General features: G+C 38.2%; 14 protein-coding genes and 1 pseudogene. 6 read left to right on the forward strand and 9 right to left on the reverse strand.

What is annotated here, in order from left to right:
• Window positions 1–46 precede the first annotated feature (46 nt).
• Complete coding sequence (locus tag BXY75_RS14705) at window positions 47–646, forward strand: FMN-binding negative transcriptional regulator (protein ID WP_121908532.1); 600 nt, start codon at window positions 47–49, stop codon at window positions 644–646.
• Window positions 647–648: 2 nt separating this feature from the next.
• Here BXY75_RS14705 and BXY75_RS14710 read toward each other — a convergent pair whose 3' ends face one another.
• The 7 genes and pseudogenes from BXY75_RS14710 to BXY75_RS14740 form a co-directional block, all read right to left on the reverse strand.
• Window positions 649–2004: a UDP-N-acetylmuramate--L-alanine ligase gene (locus tag BXY75_RS14710; protein ID WP_121908533.1), complete on the reverse strand. Its 1356-nt coding sequence runs from the start codon at window positions 2002–2004 to the stop codon at window positions 649–651.
• A gap of 567 nt (window positions 2005–2571) precedes the next feature.
• Window positions 2572–3537: a tetratricopeptide repeat protein gene (locus BXY75_RS14715; protein ID WP_121908534.1), complete on the reverse strand. Its 966-nt coding sequence runs from the start codon at window positions 3535–3537 to the stop codon at window positions 2572–2574.
• Between the two features lie 52 nt (window positions 3538–3589).
• Window positions 3590–4114, reverse strand: coding sequence for a DUF4136 domain-containing protein (locus BXY75_RS14720; protein WP_121908535.1), 525 nt, complete (start codon window positions 4112–4114; stop codon window positions 3590–3592).
• A gap of 82 nt (window positions 4115–4196) precedes the next feature.
• On the reverse strand, window positions 4197–5237 hold the full coding sequence (locus BXY75_RS14725; RefSeq protein WP_121908536.1) for a T9SS type A sorting domain-containing protein: 1041 nt from the start codon (window positions 5235–5237) through the stop codon (window positions 4197–4199).
• A gap of 115 nt (window positions 5238–5352) precedes the next feature.
• A complete protein-coding gene (locus BXY75_RS14730) occupies window positions 5353–6477 on the reverse strand; it encodes a T9SS type A sorting domain-containing protein (protein ID WP_121908537.1) in 1125 nt (374 codons plus the stop codon).
• 117 nt (window positions 6478–6594) lie between these two features.
• The gene (obgE, locus tag BXY75_RS14735) at window positions 6595–7608 is read right to left on the reverse strand and encodes a GTPase ObgE (protein ID WP_121908538.1); all 1014 of its coding nucleotides are present in this window, start codon (window positions 7606–7608) and stop codon (window positions 6595–6597) included.
• A 235-nt stretch (window positions 7609–7843) separates the two neighbouring features.
• A pseudogene (locus BXY75_RS14740) lies at window positions 7844–8419 on the reverse strand (adenylate kinase); the annotation flags it as partial.
• A 168-nt stretch (window positions 8420–8587) separates the two neighbouring features.
• Here BXY75_RS14740 and BXY75_RS14745 point away from each other — a divergent pair.
• The 3 genes from BXY75_RS14745 (at window position 8588) to BXY75_RS14755 (ending at window position 12446) form a co-directional block, all read left to right on the forward strand.
• Complete coding sequence (locus BXY75_RS14745; protein WP_121908539.1) at window positions 8588–9754, forward strand: 5-(carboxyamino)imidazole ribonucleotide synthase; 1167 nt, start codon at window positions 8588–8590, stop codon at window positions 9752–9754.
• 29 nt (window positions 9755–9783) lie between these two features.
• The gene (gene purE, locus BXY75_RS14750; protein WP_121908540.1) at window positions 9784–10269 is read left to right on the forward strand and encodes a 5-(carboxyamino)imidazole ribonucleotide mutase; all 486 of its coding nucleotides are present in this window, start codon (window positions 9784–9786) and stop codon (window positions 10267–10269) included.
• Window positions 10270–10424: 155 nt separating this feature from the next.
• Window positions 10425–12446: a M3 family metallopeptidase gene (locus BXY75_RS14755; RefSeq protein WP_121908541.1), complete on the forward strand. Its 2022-nt coding sequence runs from the start codon at window positions 10425–10427 to the stop codon at window positions 12444–12446.
• Window positions 12447–12505: 59 nt separating this feature from the next.
• Here the strand turns inward: BXY75_RS14755 and BXY75_RS14760 are convergent, their stop codons facing one another.
• Window positions 12506–13957: a M20/M25/M40 family metallo-hydrolase gene (locus BXY75_RS14760; RefSeq protein ID WP_170152908.1), complete on the reverse strand. Its 1452-nt coding sequence runs from the start codon at window positions 13955–13957 to the stop codon at window positions 12506–12508.
• Window positions 13958–14104: 147 nt separating this feature from the next.
• Between BXY75_RS14760 and BXY75_RS14765 the strand changes: the two genes are divergently transcribed.
• A complete protein-coding gene (locus BXY75_RS14765; RefSeq protein ID WP_121908722.1) occupies window positions 14105–14659 on the forward strand; it encodes a sigma-70 family RNA polymerase sigma factor in 555 nt (184 codons plus the stop codon).
• Window positions 14660–14880: 221 nt separating this feature from the next.
• Here the strand turns inward: BXY75_RS14765 and BXY75_RS14775 are convergent, their stop codons facing one another.
• Complete coding sequence (locus tag BXY75_RS14775) at window positions 14881–15705, reverse strand: UbiA prenyltransferase family protein (protein ID WP_121908544.1); 825 nt, start codon at window positions 15703–15705, stop codon at window positions 14881–14883.
• Window positions 15706–15926: 221 nt separating this feature from the next.
• Here BXY75_RS14775 and gcvP point away from each other — a divergent pair, with 221 nt between their 5' ends.
• The gene (gene gcvP, locus BXY75_RS14780) at window positions 15927–18776 is read left to right on the forward strand and encodes an aminomethyl-transferring glycine dehydrogenase (RefSeq protein WP_121908545.1); all 2850 of its coding nucleotides are present in this window, start codon (window positions 15927–15929) and stop codon (window positions 18774–18776) included.
• Window positions 18777–18896 lie beyond the last annotated feature (120 nt).

Genomic DNA, 18896 nt, shown 5'->3' on the forward strand with positions numbered 1-18896 from the left:
AGAGTAAAATTCATACGTTCTTTATTCTTAAAATTCATAATTACAAATGTATCCACCACCTCATCACCAAATTCAGGACAGGCAAAAAATGATTGCCGTTATACAGCAATATCCGTTGGCGATGTTGGTATCTACTTTGAACAATACACCATTTATTACACATATTCCAATTATCTATAACCAGGATAGTGGAAAGCTAGTCGCCCATATTGACAAATATAATCCGCAGGTGACCTCTTTAACAGATGGCGCATCTGTCACTGTAGTATTTAGAGGGCCGGACTGCTATATATCGCCAAGTGCATACACTACCAAACAACTCCCAACTTGGAATTATATGATTGTCCACATTAGTGGGACGATTAAGTTGATAAATGATGCGGATGAGGCTAAAGAAACTATGATTGATATGACCAAGTTTCTTGAAGGGAATGAGCAGAAGTTTGTCTTACACAAGGACAATCCGAGTATGGAAAGGTTTGTTAATTACATTCAGGCTTTTGAGATTAATATCACCAATTGGGAAGGTAAGTTTAAATTATCTCAGGACAAAAACCCTCAAGATCACGAGAATGCTAAACAAGAACTCATAAAAAAATCCGGAGAAGATATCACCGGATTTATTGATAGTATGTATATCAAATAATTTTATTCCATATACTTTTTCACCTCATCAAAGTCTAGTCCGCCATAATTACCGCTACTCATTAGTAAAAGAGAAGTATTATCAAAATCTTGAGTGTAGAGATAGGTTTTGAAATCGGCCGGATTTGTAAACACAATTAAATCATCTCTATTAAAAGCTTCATCAATTTGTTCCGATTTTATCGCTTCCAGATTTTTTATCATCACCGCATGTGGAGAATAGAATACCACGGCGCTATCGGCGGCATCTAAGGCTCCTTTGTATTCACTTAAAAATTCGGGATTAAGACTGCTATAAGTATGTAATTCCAAACAAGCAATTAATTTACGCTTTGGATACTGTGCTTTAACGGCTTCAGTAGTAGCTTTTACCTTGCTTGGGGAGTGAGCAAAATCCTTATAAGCAACGGCTGTAGGAGTTTCTGCTATTTTTTCCAGGCGTTTGCTAGCACCTTTAAATGTAGCGATCGCCTCGTAAAAATCGTCTGCATCGACACCCATTAGCTGACAAATCCATCGGGCGCCTTCCAGATTGTTCAAGTTGTGTTTTCCGAAAACTTCAATAGGCATTGGCCCTTCGGGAGTATCAAGGAGGGTTTGTCCATCTTCTACAGTGTAAGAAGGCGTTTGGTAAGGGTATTTTTTAATCATACTTGTGGAACTCTCCACTACTCTTTTTACTTCAGCATCTTCTTCATTGTAAATAATGGCACCTCCATTTGTAATTTCAGTTAGAAAGATCTCGAATTGTTCGACATAATTCTCATAGGTAGGAAACACATTAATATGGTCCCAGGCAATACCGCTTAGTAATGCGATATTGGGTTTATAAAGATGAAACTTAGGTCTTCTATCGATGGGCGAAGAAAGATACTCATCGCCTTCTAAAACCATAAAATCGTTGTGATCGGTTAGCTTAACCATCACATCGAAACCTTCTAACTGAGCGCCAACCATATAATCCACTTCCTTTTCATGATAATGCATTACGTGAAGTATCATGGAAGTAATTGTGGTTTTACCGTGTGAACCTCCAATCACTACTCTTGTCTTATTTTTGGCTTGCTCGTATAAGTATTCGGGATATGAGTAAATTTTTAATCCGAGTTCTTTTGCTTTTAAAAGTTCCGGATTATCTTCTTTGGCCTTCATTCCAAGAATTACCGCATCTATATCTTTTGTAATGTTTTCAGGAAACCAACCGAATGTTTCCGGCAACAGTCCTTTGGCTTTTAACCTTCCTTTTGAAGGTTCAAATATCTCGTTATCGCTTCCGCTAACTGCTTCTCCTTTATTGTGTAGAGCCAAGGCCAGATTGTGCATGGCACTTCCACCAATGGCTATAAAATGTATGCGCATGAGTTAAATTTTGTAAGTAACAAAGATACGCATATACGATTGCTTTGCTTCGTTCGAAATGCAAATAAGTTGAAAAACATCCCCTCCCGACCTCCCCTTCAAAGGAGAAAAGGATACTGTGACAAGTTGAATGTGATTTGTCGAATTCACGTTTAGCAACATCCCCTCCCAGCCTCCCCTTCAAAGGGGAGGAGTGTTATGTCACAACTTAAATTTAATGTATCGAACTCAACTTTAGATACAGCATCACTTAACTTCCCCTTAGAAGGGGAGGAGTATAATGTGATATCTTGAAAATCGTTTGCTGAATTCATGTTTAGCAACATCCCCTCCCAGCCTCCCCTTCAAAGGGGAGGAGTGTTATGTCATAACTTAAATTTAATGTATCGAACTCAACTTTAGATACAGCATCACTTAACTTCCCCTTCGAAGGGGAGGGTGAATTTACCTTATGTTTTAAAACTTTTAATCGCAAAAGGGATAGAGGCAAGTAGCTTTTGCAGCGCAAAACTACTGTTGAAAGCCCGACCCTCTTTCGAGATATCGAGAGAGGGATTTGCCCAAATTCTATAAATTAAGAATAGCAGCTTTTTCCTGAAGAGCTTCTTTAAAATCGGGGCGATCTTGCAAGGCTTTTTCTACCCAAAGCAATGCCGTATGTTTCTTGCCTTCATTTTTATAAATCTGAGCCATGCGATAATACGCCCAGTCTTTAGGCACGCCATCCTTCAATGTGTAGTTTTCTATGTATTCCTGAAGGCATTTAATCCCCAATTCTGCATCGAGTTTGTATTGAGCCGCGATCTTCCCAATTTGATAATTTAGCTGATTGCGCTTATGAAGCCTTAATGACTTTTCGGAAGTTTCGATGGCTTCTTTTGGCCGATTGTTATTTTCGTAAAGATTTGCTAATTTTTCGTAAGTATGGGGAGAACCACCTACCGCAATTGCCTTTTTATAAAACGCCTCGGCATCCTTGGGACGTTCACTATATTCGGCAATATAACCGTTGGCCAAATATCCGTCTACAGCAGAGATCTTCCCTAATTCGTTGGCATATTTTTCAGCCTTTTTTTCACTTCCACCAATGATGCCGGGTAACTGAATATAATATTCTACCAGAGCCCATCGGGTTTCGATATGCTTTGGATCTAATTCTGCAGCAGTTTCGAACGCCTCACGGATATCCCCTATATAGGTGATTGCACGAATACGGCTAATCGACAGCGCTTTCATTCCAAGTGCACCGCCATATTTAAAATGATAATTGGCACTTCGATCATCTGCTTTTAAGAGGGTTTCGTAATAGGAAATTGCCGTATCCCAATCTTTGGTGTAACCAGCGATATCACCCAAATACTCAATCGTTTTTAGATGATTGGGGTGTTCTTTTGCATATTTCTGAAAAATGGGTTTTGCCTTTGAAAAATCTTCGTTTTCAAAATAGACCTTTGCCTGCTGATAATCACCTTGAGCAAACAAAGTGGCTGAGGAAAGAATAAAGAAGTAAAAAATGGAGAATATGGGTTTCATTAATGGTATTAGGGGTCGCAAATATAGTTATTTGAAGGATTTAAGTTGATACTTACTTCGCTGAAGGCGGAAACTTCTTCAATGCCTGTGCTATTACTTTGTAATAATATGTTTGTTGCTGCTGTGGTGTAGCTTTTTCCTTCATCTCTCCATCGATCATGGCCTGCCATGCCAATTCTTCACCTTTAGATGTATCGATCAAATCGATTGTAAGCAATTGATTAATGACTTTTCCGCCAATTGGAATTCCGCCGCTCACTCCTACTCCAACATTTCCGCCACCACTGCCAAGTCCTATTCCGATTGTGTTGCGTGAATTGGAAAGCGTTTCCGAAGCATAAAAATTAATTAGAAAATCGGGAATTTCACTTTTTGAAAACCCTTGAGTTTGTAAGGTGCTATCGATCGCCTTCATGATTCGTTTATCATCCAGATCGTTGAGTCCCGAATCGATATCGTTATAAAAATTATACGATTTAAAGTGAGTGAAATCAGCTTCTTTATCGTAATCTACGGCCACGGATGCGCCACAGGAAACTAGCAAGATAGAAAAGAGTAGAATTAATAGTAGTTTCATAGCGACTTTGTGCTTAAATTTTTTTAAGATTTCCTTTTATAAGGGAATTTACGCAAAAAGTACGCCAGAGGTTCTGACTTTACTATTCTTTAACAAATTTCTTGGAAAGAATGCCTTGGTTAGTTTCAATTGTTGCGAAGTAGATTCCTTCGGAAAGGTTTGAAATATTGAATCTCTCTTCGGAAGTAGATAGTACTTCGGTTCCTAACAAGGAATAAATAGTTACTTTTTCTACCACAATCCCTTCCGAAGCACTTATAAAAAGTATTTCTGAAGCTGGGTTTGGATATATTACAATTGAATTTTCGAGTTCAAAACTTGGAATTTCCAGCACTACTCCACATGTATCTGCTACCTCTTGAATAGTAACGCAACCCGCGGCATTGTTGAGGATAAATACAGGTCCTTGGGTTCCGCCAATGTGGTCGCACACCGTTTGGATGGCACAATTAGACAAATTGATATTATCATGAATATCGAGTCTTTCAAAACTCTGTACATTGGAAAGACCATCGATCGAAACTAAATTGTCGTTTCCAGCCATACTCAAATCACCCACGTTTGTTAGGTTTGAAAGTTCATCTAATGTAGAAATATCTAAGTTAAATAGCGTGATTTTATTAGCAGATTCTATACCCGATATTGCATCTAATGAACTAATGTTAAGTGGTCCATTAAGCTCTATCGATCCCGTACCTCCTGAGTTGCTTATGTCTGTGATAACGCTCAGTGGGCTTAAATCTTCGAGAATAGGATTGTCATTTATCAAAATGTAGCGCAGGCTCGTATCAAACTCAACTCCTTCTATATTTGTAAGACCTACGTTATCCTCCAAAACAAATGCATTCTTAATAAGAACTCCGCCCAAAGAGACCAAAGAAGTTAACGCGTATGTATTTTGTATTTTTAAATAATTGAGAGAATTCAACTGAGACAAACCGCTTAAATCGGTAACATTTCCAATTTCAATAGAAAATGCATCAGCATCGTAGCAATTGGGATAGCTTGTAGAAAACAAATCTAATTGTTCTTGATAATAAATTTGATAGAATCCTACAGGGCACTGTGCCTGACTACTCAATGAAAACACTAAAAAAATCAACAGACAATACGCACTTTTCATAACTCTATTTTAAATTTCAGTTTACAAAATACGAACTAAAGGGAGATATAAAAATTATTCTACAACAACAACCTTCGCTTTTTAACTCAGTATCTCTAGGTGGATATTCAAGAATTTACTCTATTAACACCTTTTTTGTAATAGTACCTTGATTGGTATTAATCTTTATAATGTAGATCCCCTCGGAAAGATTGGAAACATCAACACTATCTTCGGAAGTAACCATTAGCTCGGCTCCTAAAAGTGAATAAATCGTAGCTTTCTTTACTGTAATCCCTTCCGAAGCACTTATAAAAAGCATTTCTGAAGCTGGGTTTGGAAAAACAGAAAGTTGTTTTGATAAATCAACGTCAGCTATAGTTAAGTCGCATTGCGCTTCTACTTCAGGAACAGAATTGCAACCTGCCGCATTGTTGAAAATGGCAACGTCCGCAATTGGATCGTCAATGGCGTCGCATACCGAAACTATTGAACAATATGGAAGCTGTGGGTTATCTTCAATATATACCCCAACAAACTCGGTTCCTCCAAATCCATTCAAGGCGGCAATGCTAACTAGTGAAGCATTATCAGTTATAGAAAGATAATCTTCACAATAGCTAAGGTTTTCTAATCCGTGAAAGGTCTCTAAACTATCATTATCAAAAACAGTAATGAATCCATAAATAGAATTAAGATTATCAAATCCAGTGAAATCTAGTAAAGAGTCATTATGGTGAATTTCAAAAACTCCATACAAGCTGGTAAGGCTTTCTAAACCGGCAAATGAAATTAGGTTATCGTTAGCACTAATAAGTAAACCATAATTTGTTCCTTCTCCCACAGTGGTTAAGGAATCAAAGCCATTTAGATCAGTAATTTGATTATTCCATGCTATCGCAAATTGTCCATAAATCGTTTCAAGATTCTGTAATCCATTAAAACTGGTCAATGAAGAATTATCGGTAATAATTAGACTACTACTTAAATTTTGAATATTCTCCAATCCCGATAAATCCTGAATACTAGTATGTCGGATAGTTAGCCCTTGTTCTACATCCTGAATTTGAGACAAACCATTTAGATTTGTGACATCGTACTCTCTAACAGTTAATGATCCTTGAAGATGTGTACAATTTGGATAGATAATTGAAAACTCATCGACTTCAAGCTGTGTTAATAGATAAATATTATCTGTTGGACACTGTCCAAAACATAAAAAAGAAATAAGTAAAAATGAGGCAAGTAATATTTTCTTCATTCAGTAAAATTTTTCGTGCAAAATACAAGAAAATTCTTACTTTAGAAATTTCAGTTAATCATTATTAAAAAAACAGGAAAAACCCTTGAAGCCAGTTTGATGTGATCTACTGAATACTTATAATTTATCATCAGTATTCAACATCGCCCATAGTTTATCTTTCAATTCCACTAAGCCTTGTTGGGCCACAGAAGAGAAAAACAAGTAAGGAATGCCTTCAAAATCTTTGTCGAGTTCGACTTTCATTTCGGCTTTCAACTCCTCATCCAGCATATCGCTTTTAGAAATAGCCACCAATCGCTCTTTATCTAAAAGTTCCGGATTGTAGCGCTTTAATTCATCCAATAAGATATCATACTGCTCGCGGATATCATCTACATCAGCTGGGATTAAAAATAATAGCGTTGAATTTCGTTCAATATGACGTAAAAAACGGTGACCAATTCCTTTTCCTTCAGCGGCACCTTCAATAATTCCAGGAATATCGGCCATTACAAAGGTTTGGTGATCCCTGTATTTAACTATTCCAAGATTCGGTTTTAAGGTAGTAAACTCGTAATCCGCAATCTTAGGTTTTGCAGCTGTAATCACCGATAATAAAGTAGATTTTCCAGCATTTGGAAATCCAACTAAACCAACATCGGCTAAGATTTTAAGTTCAATTGTAAAATCATGCTCCAAGCCATCTAAACCTGGTTGTGCGTATCGAGGAGTCTGATTGGTCGGAGATTTAAAATGTGCATTCCCTCGTCCGCCTTTTCCACCTTCAGCAATGATTCTCTCTTCTCCGTCCTCGGTGAGTTCAAACAGGATTTCCTGAGTTTCGGTATCACGAACAACTGTTCCCAATGGCACATCCACATATACATCGGCGCCATCGGCTCCGGTACTGGTCGACTTACTTCCGTGTGAACCGTGATCTGCTCTAAAGTGGCGTTTGAATTTTAAATGAAATAAAGTCCAAAGGTTTTTATCGGCTCTCATTATAATATGACCGCCACGTCCTCCATCACCACCATCGGGACCTCCTTTTGGAATATACTTTTCCCTTCTAAGGTGTGCACTTCCTTGTCCTCCCTTACCAGAAGCAACATGGATCTTAACGTAGTCTACAAAATTTCCTTCAGTCATATTTATTCCCCGCGCCGGCGGGGATCTTATTTATTCCTTGCGTACCCGCCTGCTGGACTGGGCAGGGGCAGGGATCTTATTATAATAATACTTAAATCTAATTATTATGTTGCGTTAGGGATAGAGGCGACATCCTTTTTTATCACAACTTTTCGACTGTGCTCAAAGGGACAAAAAAGATATAGCCGAAAGCCCGGTCGTGAAGTGAACCATCGGTTCAACTTTACGGAACGTCCTATAATTTATCAATCACGGCACTCAATCGCTCGGTGATCTCTTCAATACTTCCTACACCATCTACACCAAAATACTTATCTTGTTTTTGATAGTATTCTTTAAGTATATCCGTTTTTCTATAATATTCAGCGATTCTCTCACGGATAACAGTTTCATTTGCATCGTCTGGGCGGCCACTTGATAAGCCTCTTTCTAAAAGGCGTCCCACTAAAATTTCATCATCTACTTCAAGGGCAACCATGGCGTTGATCTGCGATTTCATTTGAAGCATCAAATTTGAAAGTGCTTCTGCCTGAGCAGCCGTTCTTGGAAAACCATCGAAAATAAAACCATTAGCTTCTGCATTTTTTTCTACCTCAGCCTTCAACATATTAATCGTCACCTCATCCGGCACCAAATGCCCTTTATCCATATACGATTTCGCTAATGTTCCAAGTTCTGTGGAATTCTTGATATTGTAACGAAACACATCACCTGTTGAGATATGCACCAATTTATATTTTTCCTTTAACACTTCTGCCTGTGTTCCTTTTCCTGCGCCCGGAGGTCCGAATAATACGATATTTTTCATGTGTTTCACCCTACTCATTAGGTGTCCAGTTTTTGATTTATTATTATTTATTCTGAAGAATTTCTTAATACGTTCCCACATTTCAACAATTGTTCCAATAAATAATAAAATAATTAATATTCAATAAGTGCGCAAAGATAACAATTGCAAAGAAGATTGTACCTTTGTGCGATGGCTAATTATTTTTCTTCAAATTTCACTCTAGGAATCCTTGGCGGTGGTCAATTGGGCAAGATGATGCTCTATGAAACACGCAAATACGACATCAAAACTGCGGTTCTAGACCCAAGTGCTGAAGCCCCTTGCCGTATAGCTTGCGACTCTTTTGAGCAAGGTGATCTCATGGATTTTGACACGGTTTATGGCTTCGGAAAGAAGGTCGACCTACTCACCTTCGAAATTGAAAATGTAAATGTGGAAGCATTAAAAAAACTCGAATCTGAAGGAAAAAAGGTCTATCCTTCTTCTGAAACACTTCAGAAAATACAAAATAAGGGAATCCAAAAGCAGTTTTATAAGGATCACAGAATCCCGACAGCGGCTTTCCGTGTTTTTCAGAATAAAAATTTATTAAACGAAGCAATCGTTAGAAAAGAGCTACATTTTCCTTTTGTCTGGAAGAGTTGCACCGGAGGTTACGATGGCAAAGGTGTGAGTATTGTACGGGACGCTGAAGATATTATTCCACTTCCCGACGTAGAATGTCTAGCTGAAAAGCTTATTCCATTTAAAAATGAATTAGCGGTAATTGTAGCGAGAAGCCCATCGGGAGAAGTAAAAACCTATCCTGTGGTCGAGATGGAATTCCATCCGGAAGCCAATCAGGTGGAATATGTAATCTGTCCGGCAAGAATCGATGAAGCAGTCGCTAAAAAAGCACGTGAAGTTGCCAAAAATGTTTCCGAAGCCTTCAAACATGTGGGGCTTTTGGCTGTGGAAATGTTTCAAACAAATGAAGATGAGATTATCGTAAATGAAGTCGCTCCCAGACCTCACAACAGCGGGCATCACACCATAGAATCGAGTTATACCAATCAATTCGAGCAGCATATACGTGCCATTTTAGACCTTCCTTTAGGAAAAACAGAAAGTAAAGTTGGAGGAATCATGGTCAATCTTGTTGGAGCCGAAGGTCATACGGGAGAAGTTGTATATAAAAACATAGAGAAAATCATGGCGATGGAGGGCGTGACACCTCATATTTATGGCAAGAAGGAAACAAGACCCTTCCGGAAAATGGGGCATGTTACTATCGTAAATGAGGATATTTCAAAAGCGAGAAAAATAGCGGCTGAAGTCAAAAAAACCATACACGTTATAAGTAAGAACGATCAATAATTAAAACGCCGCTTCTGCGGGAATGTATTATGAGCAAAGTAGGAATTATAATGGGAAGTACCAGCGATATGCCGGTGATGCAGGACGCAATCGAGATTTTAAAAGGTTTCGACATTGAAGTGGAAGTCGATATTGTTTCGGCTCACAGAACTCCCGACAAGCTCTTCGATTATGGAAAAAATGCCCATACAAGAGGAATAACCGTAATAATAGCCGGTGCCGGAGGTGCTGCTCATCTACCCGGAATGATTGCTTCTTTATCTCCATTACCAGTTATTGGGGTGCCAGTGAAATCCAGTAATTCAATAGACGGTTGGGACTCGATATTATCAATTTTACAAATGCCAGGAGGCGTTCCTGTAGCCACAGTTGCATTAAACGGAGCTAAAAATGCGGGGATCCTTGCGGCTCAGATTATAGGCACCTCAGACAAATGCGTTTTGGACAAGATCCTTGCTTACAAAGAAGGTTTAAAAATTAAAGTGGAAGAAGGAGCCAAGAAAATTAAGAAATAAACTCTACCCTCCTCTCCTTCGGGGAGAAGACCGTAGGTCTGAATATCGAGTAAGCTTCCTCTCCCTCTGGGAGAGGACCGAGGTGAGGGCTTTTGAGTAACACACACGCTCATATCCCGAATTTTTAAATTTATCATTTTACATACATCATTATCATGAAAAACCCCCTTTTACAAGCCTTTGATACTGCACCGTTTTCAAAAATAAAAGACGAACATTTTTTACCGGCAATCAAAGAACTCATCACTACAACCAAGTCCGAAATTGACTCGATTACGGCAAACCCTGAGACTCCTACTTTCGAAAATACAGTGGAAGCACTTGAAAATACCGGAGCCCAATTGGATAGAGCTACTAGCATTTTCTTTAATCTAAACAGTGCCGAAACCAATGATAACATCCAAAAGATTGCACAGGAAGTTTCGCCTATGCTTTCAGATTTTGGTAATGATATTTTATTGAATGAAGCGCTATTCAAACGAGTGAAAGAAGTATATGATAAAAAAGATTCGCTTCAGTTAAACACCGAACAAGAAACGCTTCTTGATAAGCAGTACAAAAGTTTTTCAAGAAATGGTGCAAATCTTTCCGAAGCGCAGAAAAAAAAACTTCGCAAAATTGATGCAGATCTTTCCAAGATAAAACTCACTTTCGGAGAAAACATATTGGCCGAAACCAATAAATTCGAAATGCTTATTACCGATAAAAATGATCTTTCCGGACTTCCTGAAGGTACAATTGAAGCTGCTTCTCAGGCTGCCACTGAAAAAGAAAAAAAAGGTTGGTTATTTACTTTAGACTATCCTAGCTATGTTCCATTCATGACCTATGCAGATAATCGCGAACTTCGGAAACGTATGTCGCTTGCATTTGGTGCGAGGGGATTTCAAGGAGATAAATTAGACAACCAAGCAAACGTATTGAGTATTGCCAATTTAAGACATCAGAGGGCTCAATTATTAGGTTATAAAAGTCACGCACACTTTGTTTTGGAAGAACGCATGGCCGAAACACCGCAAAAAGTACAAACTTTTCTGAACGAATTGCTGGAAAAAGCAAAACCTGCCGCAGAAAAAGAATTCGAAACATTGGAAGCGTTCGCAATGGATCTCGACGGGATTGATCATTTGCAAAAATGGGATGGCGGTTATTATTCAGAAAAACTAAAACAAAAGCTTTTCGATCTTGATGATGAACAACTAAAACCATATTTCGAACTGAAAAATGTGATCGATGGTGTTTTTGAAGTGGCAGAAAAGTTATTTGGAATCAGACTTGAGGAAGTACATGATATCGATAAATATCATCCCGATGTAAAAACGTATCGTGTTACAGATACTGAGGGAACTTTAGTGGCTATATTTTATGCAGATTTCCACCCAAGACCCGGAAAGAGAGGTGGTGCCTGGATGACTTCATTTAAACCTCAACAGATTATAGATGAGGTGAACGATCGCCCACATGTATCTATTGTATGTAATTTCACCAAACCTACTGCCAGTAAACCTTCTTTATTAACGTTTAATGAGGTAACCACTTTATTTCATGAGTTTGGACATGCGCTACATGGCATGCTCGCAAATACTACTTATAAAGGTCTTAGTGGTACCAGTGTTTATTGGGATTTCGTAGAACTTCCAAGTCAGATTTTAGAGAACTGGTGTTACGAAAAAGAAACCTTAGAGTTATTCGCCAAACATTACAAAACGGGCAAAGTAATTCCTATGGAATTAATCACAAAGATTAAGAAATCGGCAACTTTTCAAGAAGGAATGCAAACGCTGCGCCAATTGAGTTTTGGAATGTTGGATATGAGCTGGCACGGTGCCGATCCTTCAAAAATAAAAGATGTAAAAGCATTTGAAGAGAACGCATTTGCAAATACTAAGCTATATCCTGATGTGGATGAAAATTGTATGAGTACTTCCTTTCTTCATATTTTCCAGGGAGGTTATTCGGCAGGGTACTATAGTTATAAATGGGCTGAAGTTTTGGACGCGGACGCTTTCGCTTATTTTAAACAAGAAGGAATATTCAACAAACAGGTTGCTGATAAGTTCAAAAACTACGTACTCTCTCAGGGAGGCACACAAGATCCGATGGATTTATATGTGAAATTTAGAGGTCAGAAACCCAATCCGGATGCGCTTTTAAAACGAGCAGGATTATTAAAATAATATACTAAAAAAGCCTCCTGAATTATACAGGAGGCTTTTTTCTTACGGTAATTAATTATCTATTTTACCACAATCTTTTTTGACACTAAAGTATTGTTTTCCGTCACGAAGGAAGCTACATATATTCCCGCGCTCACATTTTGAAGAGAGACTGTTCCTATGTTCGAACTAACACTTGTTTCCATGCTAGTTTTTCCTAACATATCATATAATCTAAGGCTTGTAAAACTTCTACCAGTAGCCTCTAAGTTATATTCTAAATTACCATTATCTACAATAAGTGTTATCGTATCTGCAAGGTGCTCATCGACACTAAGATTGCCACTTTTTGCGGTTTCTATAAGATATTCTATGCAAAGTTTTGTGAATTTCGCTGCGTGATCTGCAGTTCCGGATACACTAAAAGTATCGTCAGGAGTGTGAATGTTAGGGTTGTGTTGCCCAAAATTTGCTTCAAAAGGAAATGAAGCCATATACCCTTCATTGGTCCAACTTGCATGGTCTGAACAACCGTAATTACACAAAGAGGTACTGTATGAAATCTGGTGAGGACCAGATGCATTATAATGATCTGCAAGTTGCATTAAAAATGAATTCAGTGTACCACTCGTATGATCGGTGATAAATGAAATATCATTCGCCGATCCGTTATAGTTTGTCATGTCGAACTGTACGGCAGAAATAACATCTACTCCATTATTACTATATTCTTGGGCAATCTCACCAGAGCCTACCAATCCAATTTCTTCAGCTGCATAAGCCATAAATTCTATCGTTCTTGCCGGTACAAAACCAACCTCAAACAATGTACGAGCAGCTTCAGTTATAGTGGAAATTCCGGAGGCATCATCATCCGCTCCAGGCGCATCGTTATTTCCTTGATTAGAAGTAGAATCTAAATGACCTCCAACAATAACAAACTCCAATGGCTCTTCACTTCCTTCAATGGTCATTATCACAGATGGCATGTTTGTACCACTATGATTATACAAACGAACACTCACATCTGTTCTTCCAGCATCTGCCGCCATAGTTTCCCATTTCGTCTTTAAATCCTCCGCAGCCTGTGTTGCAGAAGCTCGGTTGTGATAACGTGTGCCATAATTCTGAAGTTCCAAAATTTGATCTTCAATATTCTGTGTATTTACAAGATCTAATGCTGCATTTACGATGGCATCTTCGGAAATAGTAAAAGCACCCATCTTATTACTTATTACTGGCTTGTCTTTGTGAATTGCCGCGATCGCATCTTCTGCCGAAGCTTTGTAGATATATCCAGGTCCATGAACCAACACCTTTTCATGCACATAATGTCCTGCTTCCGGTGTTAAATACACAGCAGCTTCATTTCTTCTTTCAGCCAGGATTTCAATTCCGGCAGGCATGTCTTGTTTCAGTTCTTTCGCATCCTGAAGTGACATAGTTGCATAGAAGTTTTTCGTTTCCTGAGCAGTGCTCAAAAATGCTACTAAAACAGTGACAATGAGCAATAATTGTTTCATTCTTTTCATGATATTTTTTTTAATCGATTCAAATTTAAGTAGAATAATATGTTTAGTTGAAAAAATCATTAGTTATTTATCTTTCAGAAAGTATACTATTTATGATTTGCTTTGTAAAACTTTACTATTTTTGAATAAATGACGAGAAGAAAGGCTATGTCTTCAGAAAAATTATTCCCGAATACATGGGTAGACCGATATTCGGACTATCTCTATAACTATACTATTGTTCGTGTAAATGATCATGAAGTGACACAGGATTTAATTTCCGAAACTTTCCTGGCGGGTTTAAAGTCGAAGGATAATTTTAAAGGAGAGGCTTCCGAGCGTACGTGGCTTATTTCAATTTTAAAAAGAAAGATTATTGATCATTATCGGAAGATCAATTCCAGAAAAGGAAAAGCCGAAGTGCGAATGTCTTACAACAGCGATGAGGCCGAAGGCGATTGGTTGGAAGAACGCGTAAGTGACCCTTTCGATAAAACAGCGGAAGATCGTTTAGAAAATGAAGAACTTGGTCTGGCAATCTTAAATTGTCTGGACAAATTAAATGACAAGCAAGCTACAATATTTAAGCTGAAAACTATTGACAATTTCGACACAGAGGCAATCTGTAATGAATTCAATATCACAGCGTCTAATCTTTGGGTTATAATACATCGCGCCAGAAAATCAATGGCCGAGTGCCTGGAAGAAAATTGGTTAAATTAATTATGAGTTTATTTATGAAATGCGAAGAAGCTAATACTATTTGTGATAAAACACAATATAAAGAAGCGACATTGTGGGAAAAAATCAAACTGAATATACACCTTATCTGGTGTTCATTTTGCCGAAAATATACTCGGAGTAATGCAAAACTTACTAAAGTGATGAGAGATTCCGATCTCAAGACTATGCCTATTAGTGATAAGGAAGCGCTAAAGGAGCGGTTACAAAAGGAAATGCAGAAGTAAACTAAGAATCCCGAACCAAATTATAGGAATACCCTCCACCCAGAAAGACGCGAAATATCTGGTTTGTTTTTTTTCTGAAAGCACTAAAAATCCTCCCATCAATATACATATCGCAATTAAACTCACTAGATGCGCGATTGATATTTCATCTTTAAATCCTTCCAAAATAATGGTTACGGTTAGAAAAAATATGCCAAGTAATTTCGCTTTACGTTCTCCTAATTGCTGCGGAAGGGTTTTAAGGTAAACCGCATCATATAAAAGATCCCGAATTTCGAAGGGTAGCGTTAACACTATCACCATTAAAAATCTCTGAAAAAAACTTAGCCAACAATCGGTAGTAATTTGCATCTTGGCTTCAGCCATAGGAACAAACACTGTTACTCCCGCCCATACCAATGCTACCACGAAAATTTTTAATCCGCCGAAAGTTCTTAAATTTTTCCGCTTCAGAAGTGGTACAGCATACAAAAAAGTAAGTAGTCCGAATGCTCCTAATACTAAGAGCGTATCTAGGGCTACATGAAACATAAAAAACAGTAACAATCCGAAGCAAATAAAAGAAAACACTTGAATAACTTTAAGTGAATTTGTAAGCGACCGATGATGAAGCCCCGCAACACTCGCATATTTTACAAAATTATAGGCTGAAATGGTGCCAAATAATAAAAGGGCCCAAAGTGAAAAAGAAATTTTCAAATCGTACTCTAAAAGAGTAATTCCAACCAATGAAAGTACTGCAAATGTTACATGGATACTCGCGTTTATATAAAAAGAAAATAGCCAATTTAGGTACTTCATTATATAAAAATAACCAAACTGTTCATAACCTCGACATTTAGTTAAAAAATAGTGCAGTTGATAGTTTCAAAAGTATAATTTTTAGCATTTTAAATTGTAATTTTGCAACCTGATTAAGTCCGTTATATGTGTGATGGAATTGATCAAAAAAAAGTCAATTAATTAAACGTATCCCGACTGGGTCGATATAGACCCTCTGCGGACTTGAAGTACACATCTTTATGAATACAGATTCTTTTGCCTTACGCCATATTGGTCCTCGTAGAAGCGACCTTCCTGAAATGTTGAAAACCGTCGGAGTTGACTCCATGGAACAACTTATTTTTGAAACAATACCAGATGATATTCGCCTAAAAGGAGACATCGTATTAGACAAGGCACTTAGTGAAAATGAGTACCTCGAGCATATTACAGAACTCGCTTCGAAAAACCGTGTTTTTAAAACCTATATCGGCTTGGGCTATAATCAGTCATTTACACCGCCTGTGATTCAACGTAATATCTTAGAAAATCCGGGTTGGTATACCGCTTATACTCCTTATCAGGCAGAAATTGCCCAGGGAAGGTTGGAAGCTCTTTTAAATTTCCAAACCATGGTGGTAGATCTTACAGGAATGGAACTAGCAAATGCTTCATTATTAGATGAAGCTACTGCGGCAGCTGAAGCTATGGCTTTGTTATTCGCAGTACGTGAACGCGATCAGAAAAAGGACGATGTAGTGAAGTTTTTTGTTTCTGAAGAAATCCTTCCTCAAACCTTGTCATTATTAGAAACAAGATCTGAACCGCTAGGAATAGAATTGGTAGTAGGTAATCATGAAGCTTTCGATTTTTCTTCAGGTTTCTTCGGAATGATACTTCAATACCCGGGACGAACCGGTCGTGTCTATAATTATAAAGAAGTAATTGCCAAGGCCAAAGATGCTCAAATTAAAGTTGCAGTAGCAGCTGATATTTTAAGCTTGGTAAAACTTGAATCACCCGGAACTTTTGGAGCCGACGTTGTTGTTGGAACTACGCAACGTTTCGGAATTCCGTTAGGATACGGTGGTCCACACGCAGCTTATTTTGCGACCAAAGAAGAATACAAACGAAGCATTCCGGGAAGAATCATTGGTGTTACAAAAGACACCGATGGCAACCGTGCATTGCGTATGGCTCTTCAAACTAGAGAGCAACATATAAAAAGAGACAAGGCAACATCAAACATCTGTACTGCTCAGGTTTTACTTGCGGTAATGGCCGGAATGTATGCAGTGTATCACGGCCCAAGAGGGCTTATGAACATTGCAACTAATGTGCACAATTCTGCTGCAACATTGGCTGATTCATTGGAAAAACTAGGTTTTGAACAGCTTAATGAAACTTATTTTGACACTATAGCTATTAAAGCAGATCATTCTCAAGTTAGACAAATTGCAGAGAAGAAAGAGGTTAATTTTTATTATTCAAATTCTAACACAGTTTCTATTTCAGTAAATGAAACTACTACAATTAAGGATTTAAACAGGATTGTTGCCATCTTTTCTGAAGTAGCAGGGAAAACGGCTTCAGAAATAACTGAATTAATTACAGGAAATAAAATTCCGAAGGAGGTAAACAGAAAGACAGAATTTTTAACCAATGAGGTTTTCAATTCATACCACAGTGAAACAGAATTAATGCGTTATATCAAGAAATTGGAGCGCAAAGATCTGTCGTTAAATCACTCCATGATATCTTTAGGATCCTGCACCATGAAATTGAATGCAGCGGCCGAAATGTTACCATTAAGTGATCCTCAATGGGGAAATATGCACCCTTTTGTTCCTATAGAGCAAGCGGAAGGTTATCAGCAAATGCTGCACAAACTGGAAGATCAACTTACCGAAATTACCGGTTTTGCAGGTACATCGCTTCAGCCTAATTCGGGAGCTCAAGGTGAATATGCAGGACTTATGGTAATACGGGCTTATCATGAATCTAAAGGACAAGGACATCGTAACATTTGTTTAATTCCATCTTCTGCTCACGGTACAAATCCGGCCAGTGCAACTATGGCTGGGATGAAGGTAATAGTGACAAAAGCTTCAGAAAATGGAAACATAGATGTAGAAGATCTTAGAGAAAAAGCGATCGAGCACAGGGACAATCTCTCTTGTTTAATGGTTACCTATCCTTCTACTCATGGCGTTTACGAATCGGCGATTAAAGAAATTACAAGTTTGATTCATGAAAATGGCGGACAGGTATATATGGATGGAGCAAACATGAACGCACAGGTGGCACTTACTCATCCGGGAGCTATTGGCGCAGATGTTTGCCATTTAAATTTACATAAAACATTTGCAATTCCACATGGTGGTGGTGGTCCGGGAGTTGGCCCTATTTGTGTTGCAAAGCAACTTGTACCATTTTTGCCCGGAAACCCATTAATAAAATCTGGTGGCGAGAACGCTATTTCAGCAATTTCTGCTGCTCCATGGGGAAGCTCATTAGCTTGCTTAATATCGTATGCTTATATTACGATGCTTGGAATGGAAGGATTGAAAAAGTCTACGCAATACGCAATATTGAACGCTAACTATATCAAGGAACGTTTGCATGGTCACTTCGACGTTTTATATACAGGAGAACGAGGTCGGGCAGCGCACGAAATGATTGTAGACTGTCGTCCGTTTAAAGAAAATGGAATTGAAGTAACTGATATTGCAAAACGCTTAATGGATTATGGGTTTCATGCTCCAACAGTTTCTTTCCCTGTGGCGGGTACTTTAATGATAGAACCTACTGAAAGCGAAAGCAAGGCAGAATTGGATCGTTTTTGTGATGCTATGATAGCCATTCGAAAGGAGATCGATGCTTCAGATAAAAATACAGAAAACAATATATTGAAAAATGCGCCGCATACCCTAGCAATGTTGACCGTTGATAATTGGGAGTTTCCATATAGCAGACAAGAGGCCGCTTTTCCACTTTCATATGTTTCAGAAAACAAATTCTGGCCTAGTGTTCGAAGAGTGGATGACGCGTATGGAGATCGGAATTTGGTTTGCAGTTGTGAGCCAATTGAATCGTATATGGAAGCATAATTATTTGTTGTGCATTTATAAAAATTGATTTGCTAGAGTAACTTTAAATTTATTGTAATTTGATTTTTATTGGTCGAATTTTAACAAATTCTGAATTAAAGCTGGTTATTTTTAAGAATT

The sequence above is a fragment of the Ulvibacter antarcticus genome (assembly GCF_003688405.1).
Lineage (GTDB): Bacteria > Bacteroidota > Bacteroidia > Flavobacteriales > Flavobacteriaceae > Ulvibacter > Ulvibacter antarcticus.

Bases quoted from the DNA above. Each gene is read 5' to 3' on its own strand.
- BXY75_RS14705 (WP_121908532.1), top strand. From the start codon at position 47: ATGTATCCACCACCTCATCACCAAATTCAGGACAGGCAAAAAATGATT.
- BXY75_RS14765 (WP_121908722.1), top strand. From the start codon at position 14,105: ATGTCTTCAGAAAAATTATTCCCGAATACATGGGTAGACCGATATTCG.
- obgE (WP_121908538.1), bottom strand. From the start codon at position 7,608: ATGACTGAAGGAAATTTTGTAGACTACGTTAAGATCCATGTTGCTTCT.
- BXY75_RS14760 (WP_170152908.1), bottom strand. From the start codon at position 13,957: ATGAAAAGAATGAAACAATTATTGCTCATTGTCACTGTTTTAGTAGCA.
- gcvP (WP_121908545.1), top strand. From the start codon at position 15,927: ATGAATACAGATTCTTTTGCCTTACGCCATATTGGTCCTCGTAGAAGC.
- BXY75_RS14775 (WP_121908544.1), bottom strand. From the start codon at position 15,705: ATGAAGTACCTAAATTGGCTATTTTCTTTTTATATAAACGCGAGTATC.
- BXY75_RS14725 (WP_121908536.1), bottom strand. From the start codon at position 5,237: ATGAAAAGTGCGTATTGTCTGTTGATTTTTTTAGTGTTTTCATTGAGT.
- BXY75_RS14710 (WP_121908533.1), bottom strand. From the start codon at position 2,004: ATGCGCATACATTTTATAGCCATTGGTGGAAGTGCCATGCACAATCTG.
- purE (WP_121908540.1), top strand. From the start codon at position 9,784: ATGAGCAAAGTAGGAATTATAATGGGAAGTACCAGCGATATGCCGGTG.
- BXY75_RS14745 (WP_121908539.1), top strand. From the start codon at position 8,588: ATGGCTAATTATTTTTCTTCAAATTTCACTCTAGGAATCCTTGGCGGT.
- BXY75_RS14755 (WP_121908541.1), top strand. From the start codon at position 10,425: ATGAAAAACCCCCTTTTACAAGCCTTTGATACTGCACCGTTTTCAAAA.
- BXY75_RS14715 (WP_121908534.1), bottom strand. From the start codon at position 3,537: ATGAAACCCATATTCTCCATTTTTTACTTCTTTATTCTTTCCTCAGCC.
- BXY75_RS14730 (WP_121908537.1), bottom strand. From the start codon at position 6,477: ATGAAGAAAATATTACTTGCCTCATTTTTACTTATTTCTTTTTTATGT.
- BXY75_RS14720 (WP_121908535.1), bottom strand. From the start codon at position 4,114: ATGAAACTACTATTAATTCTACTCTTTTCTATCTTGCTAGTTTCCTGT.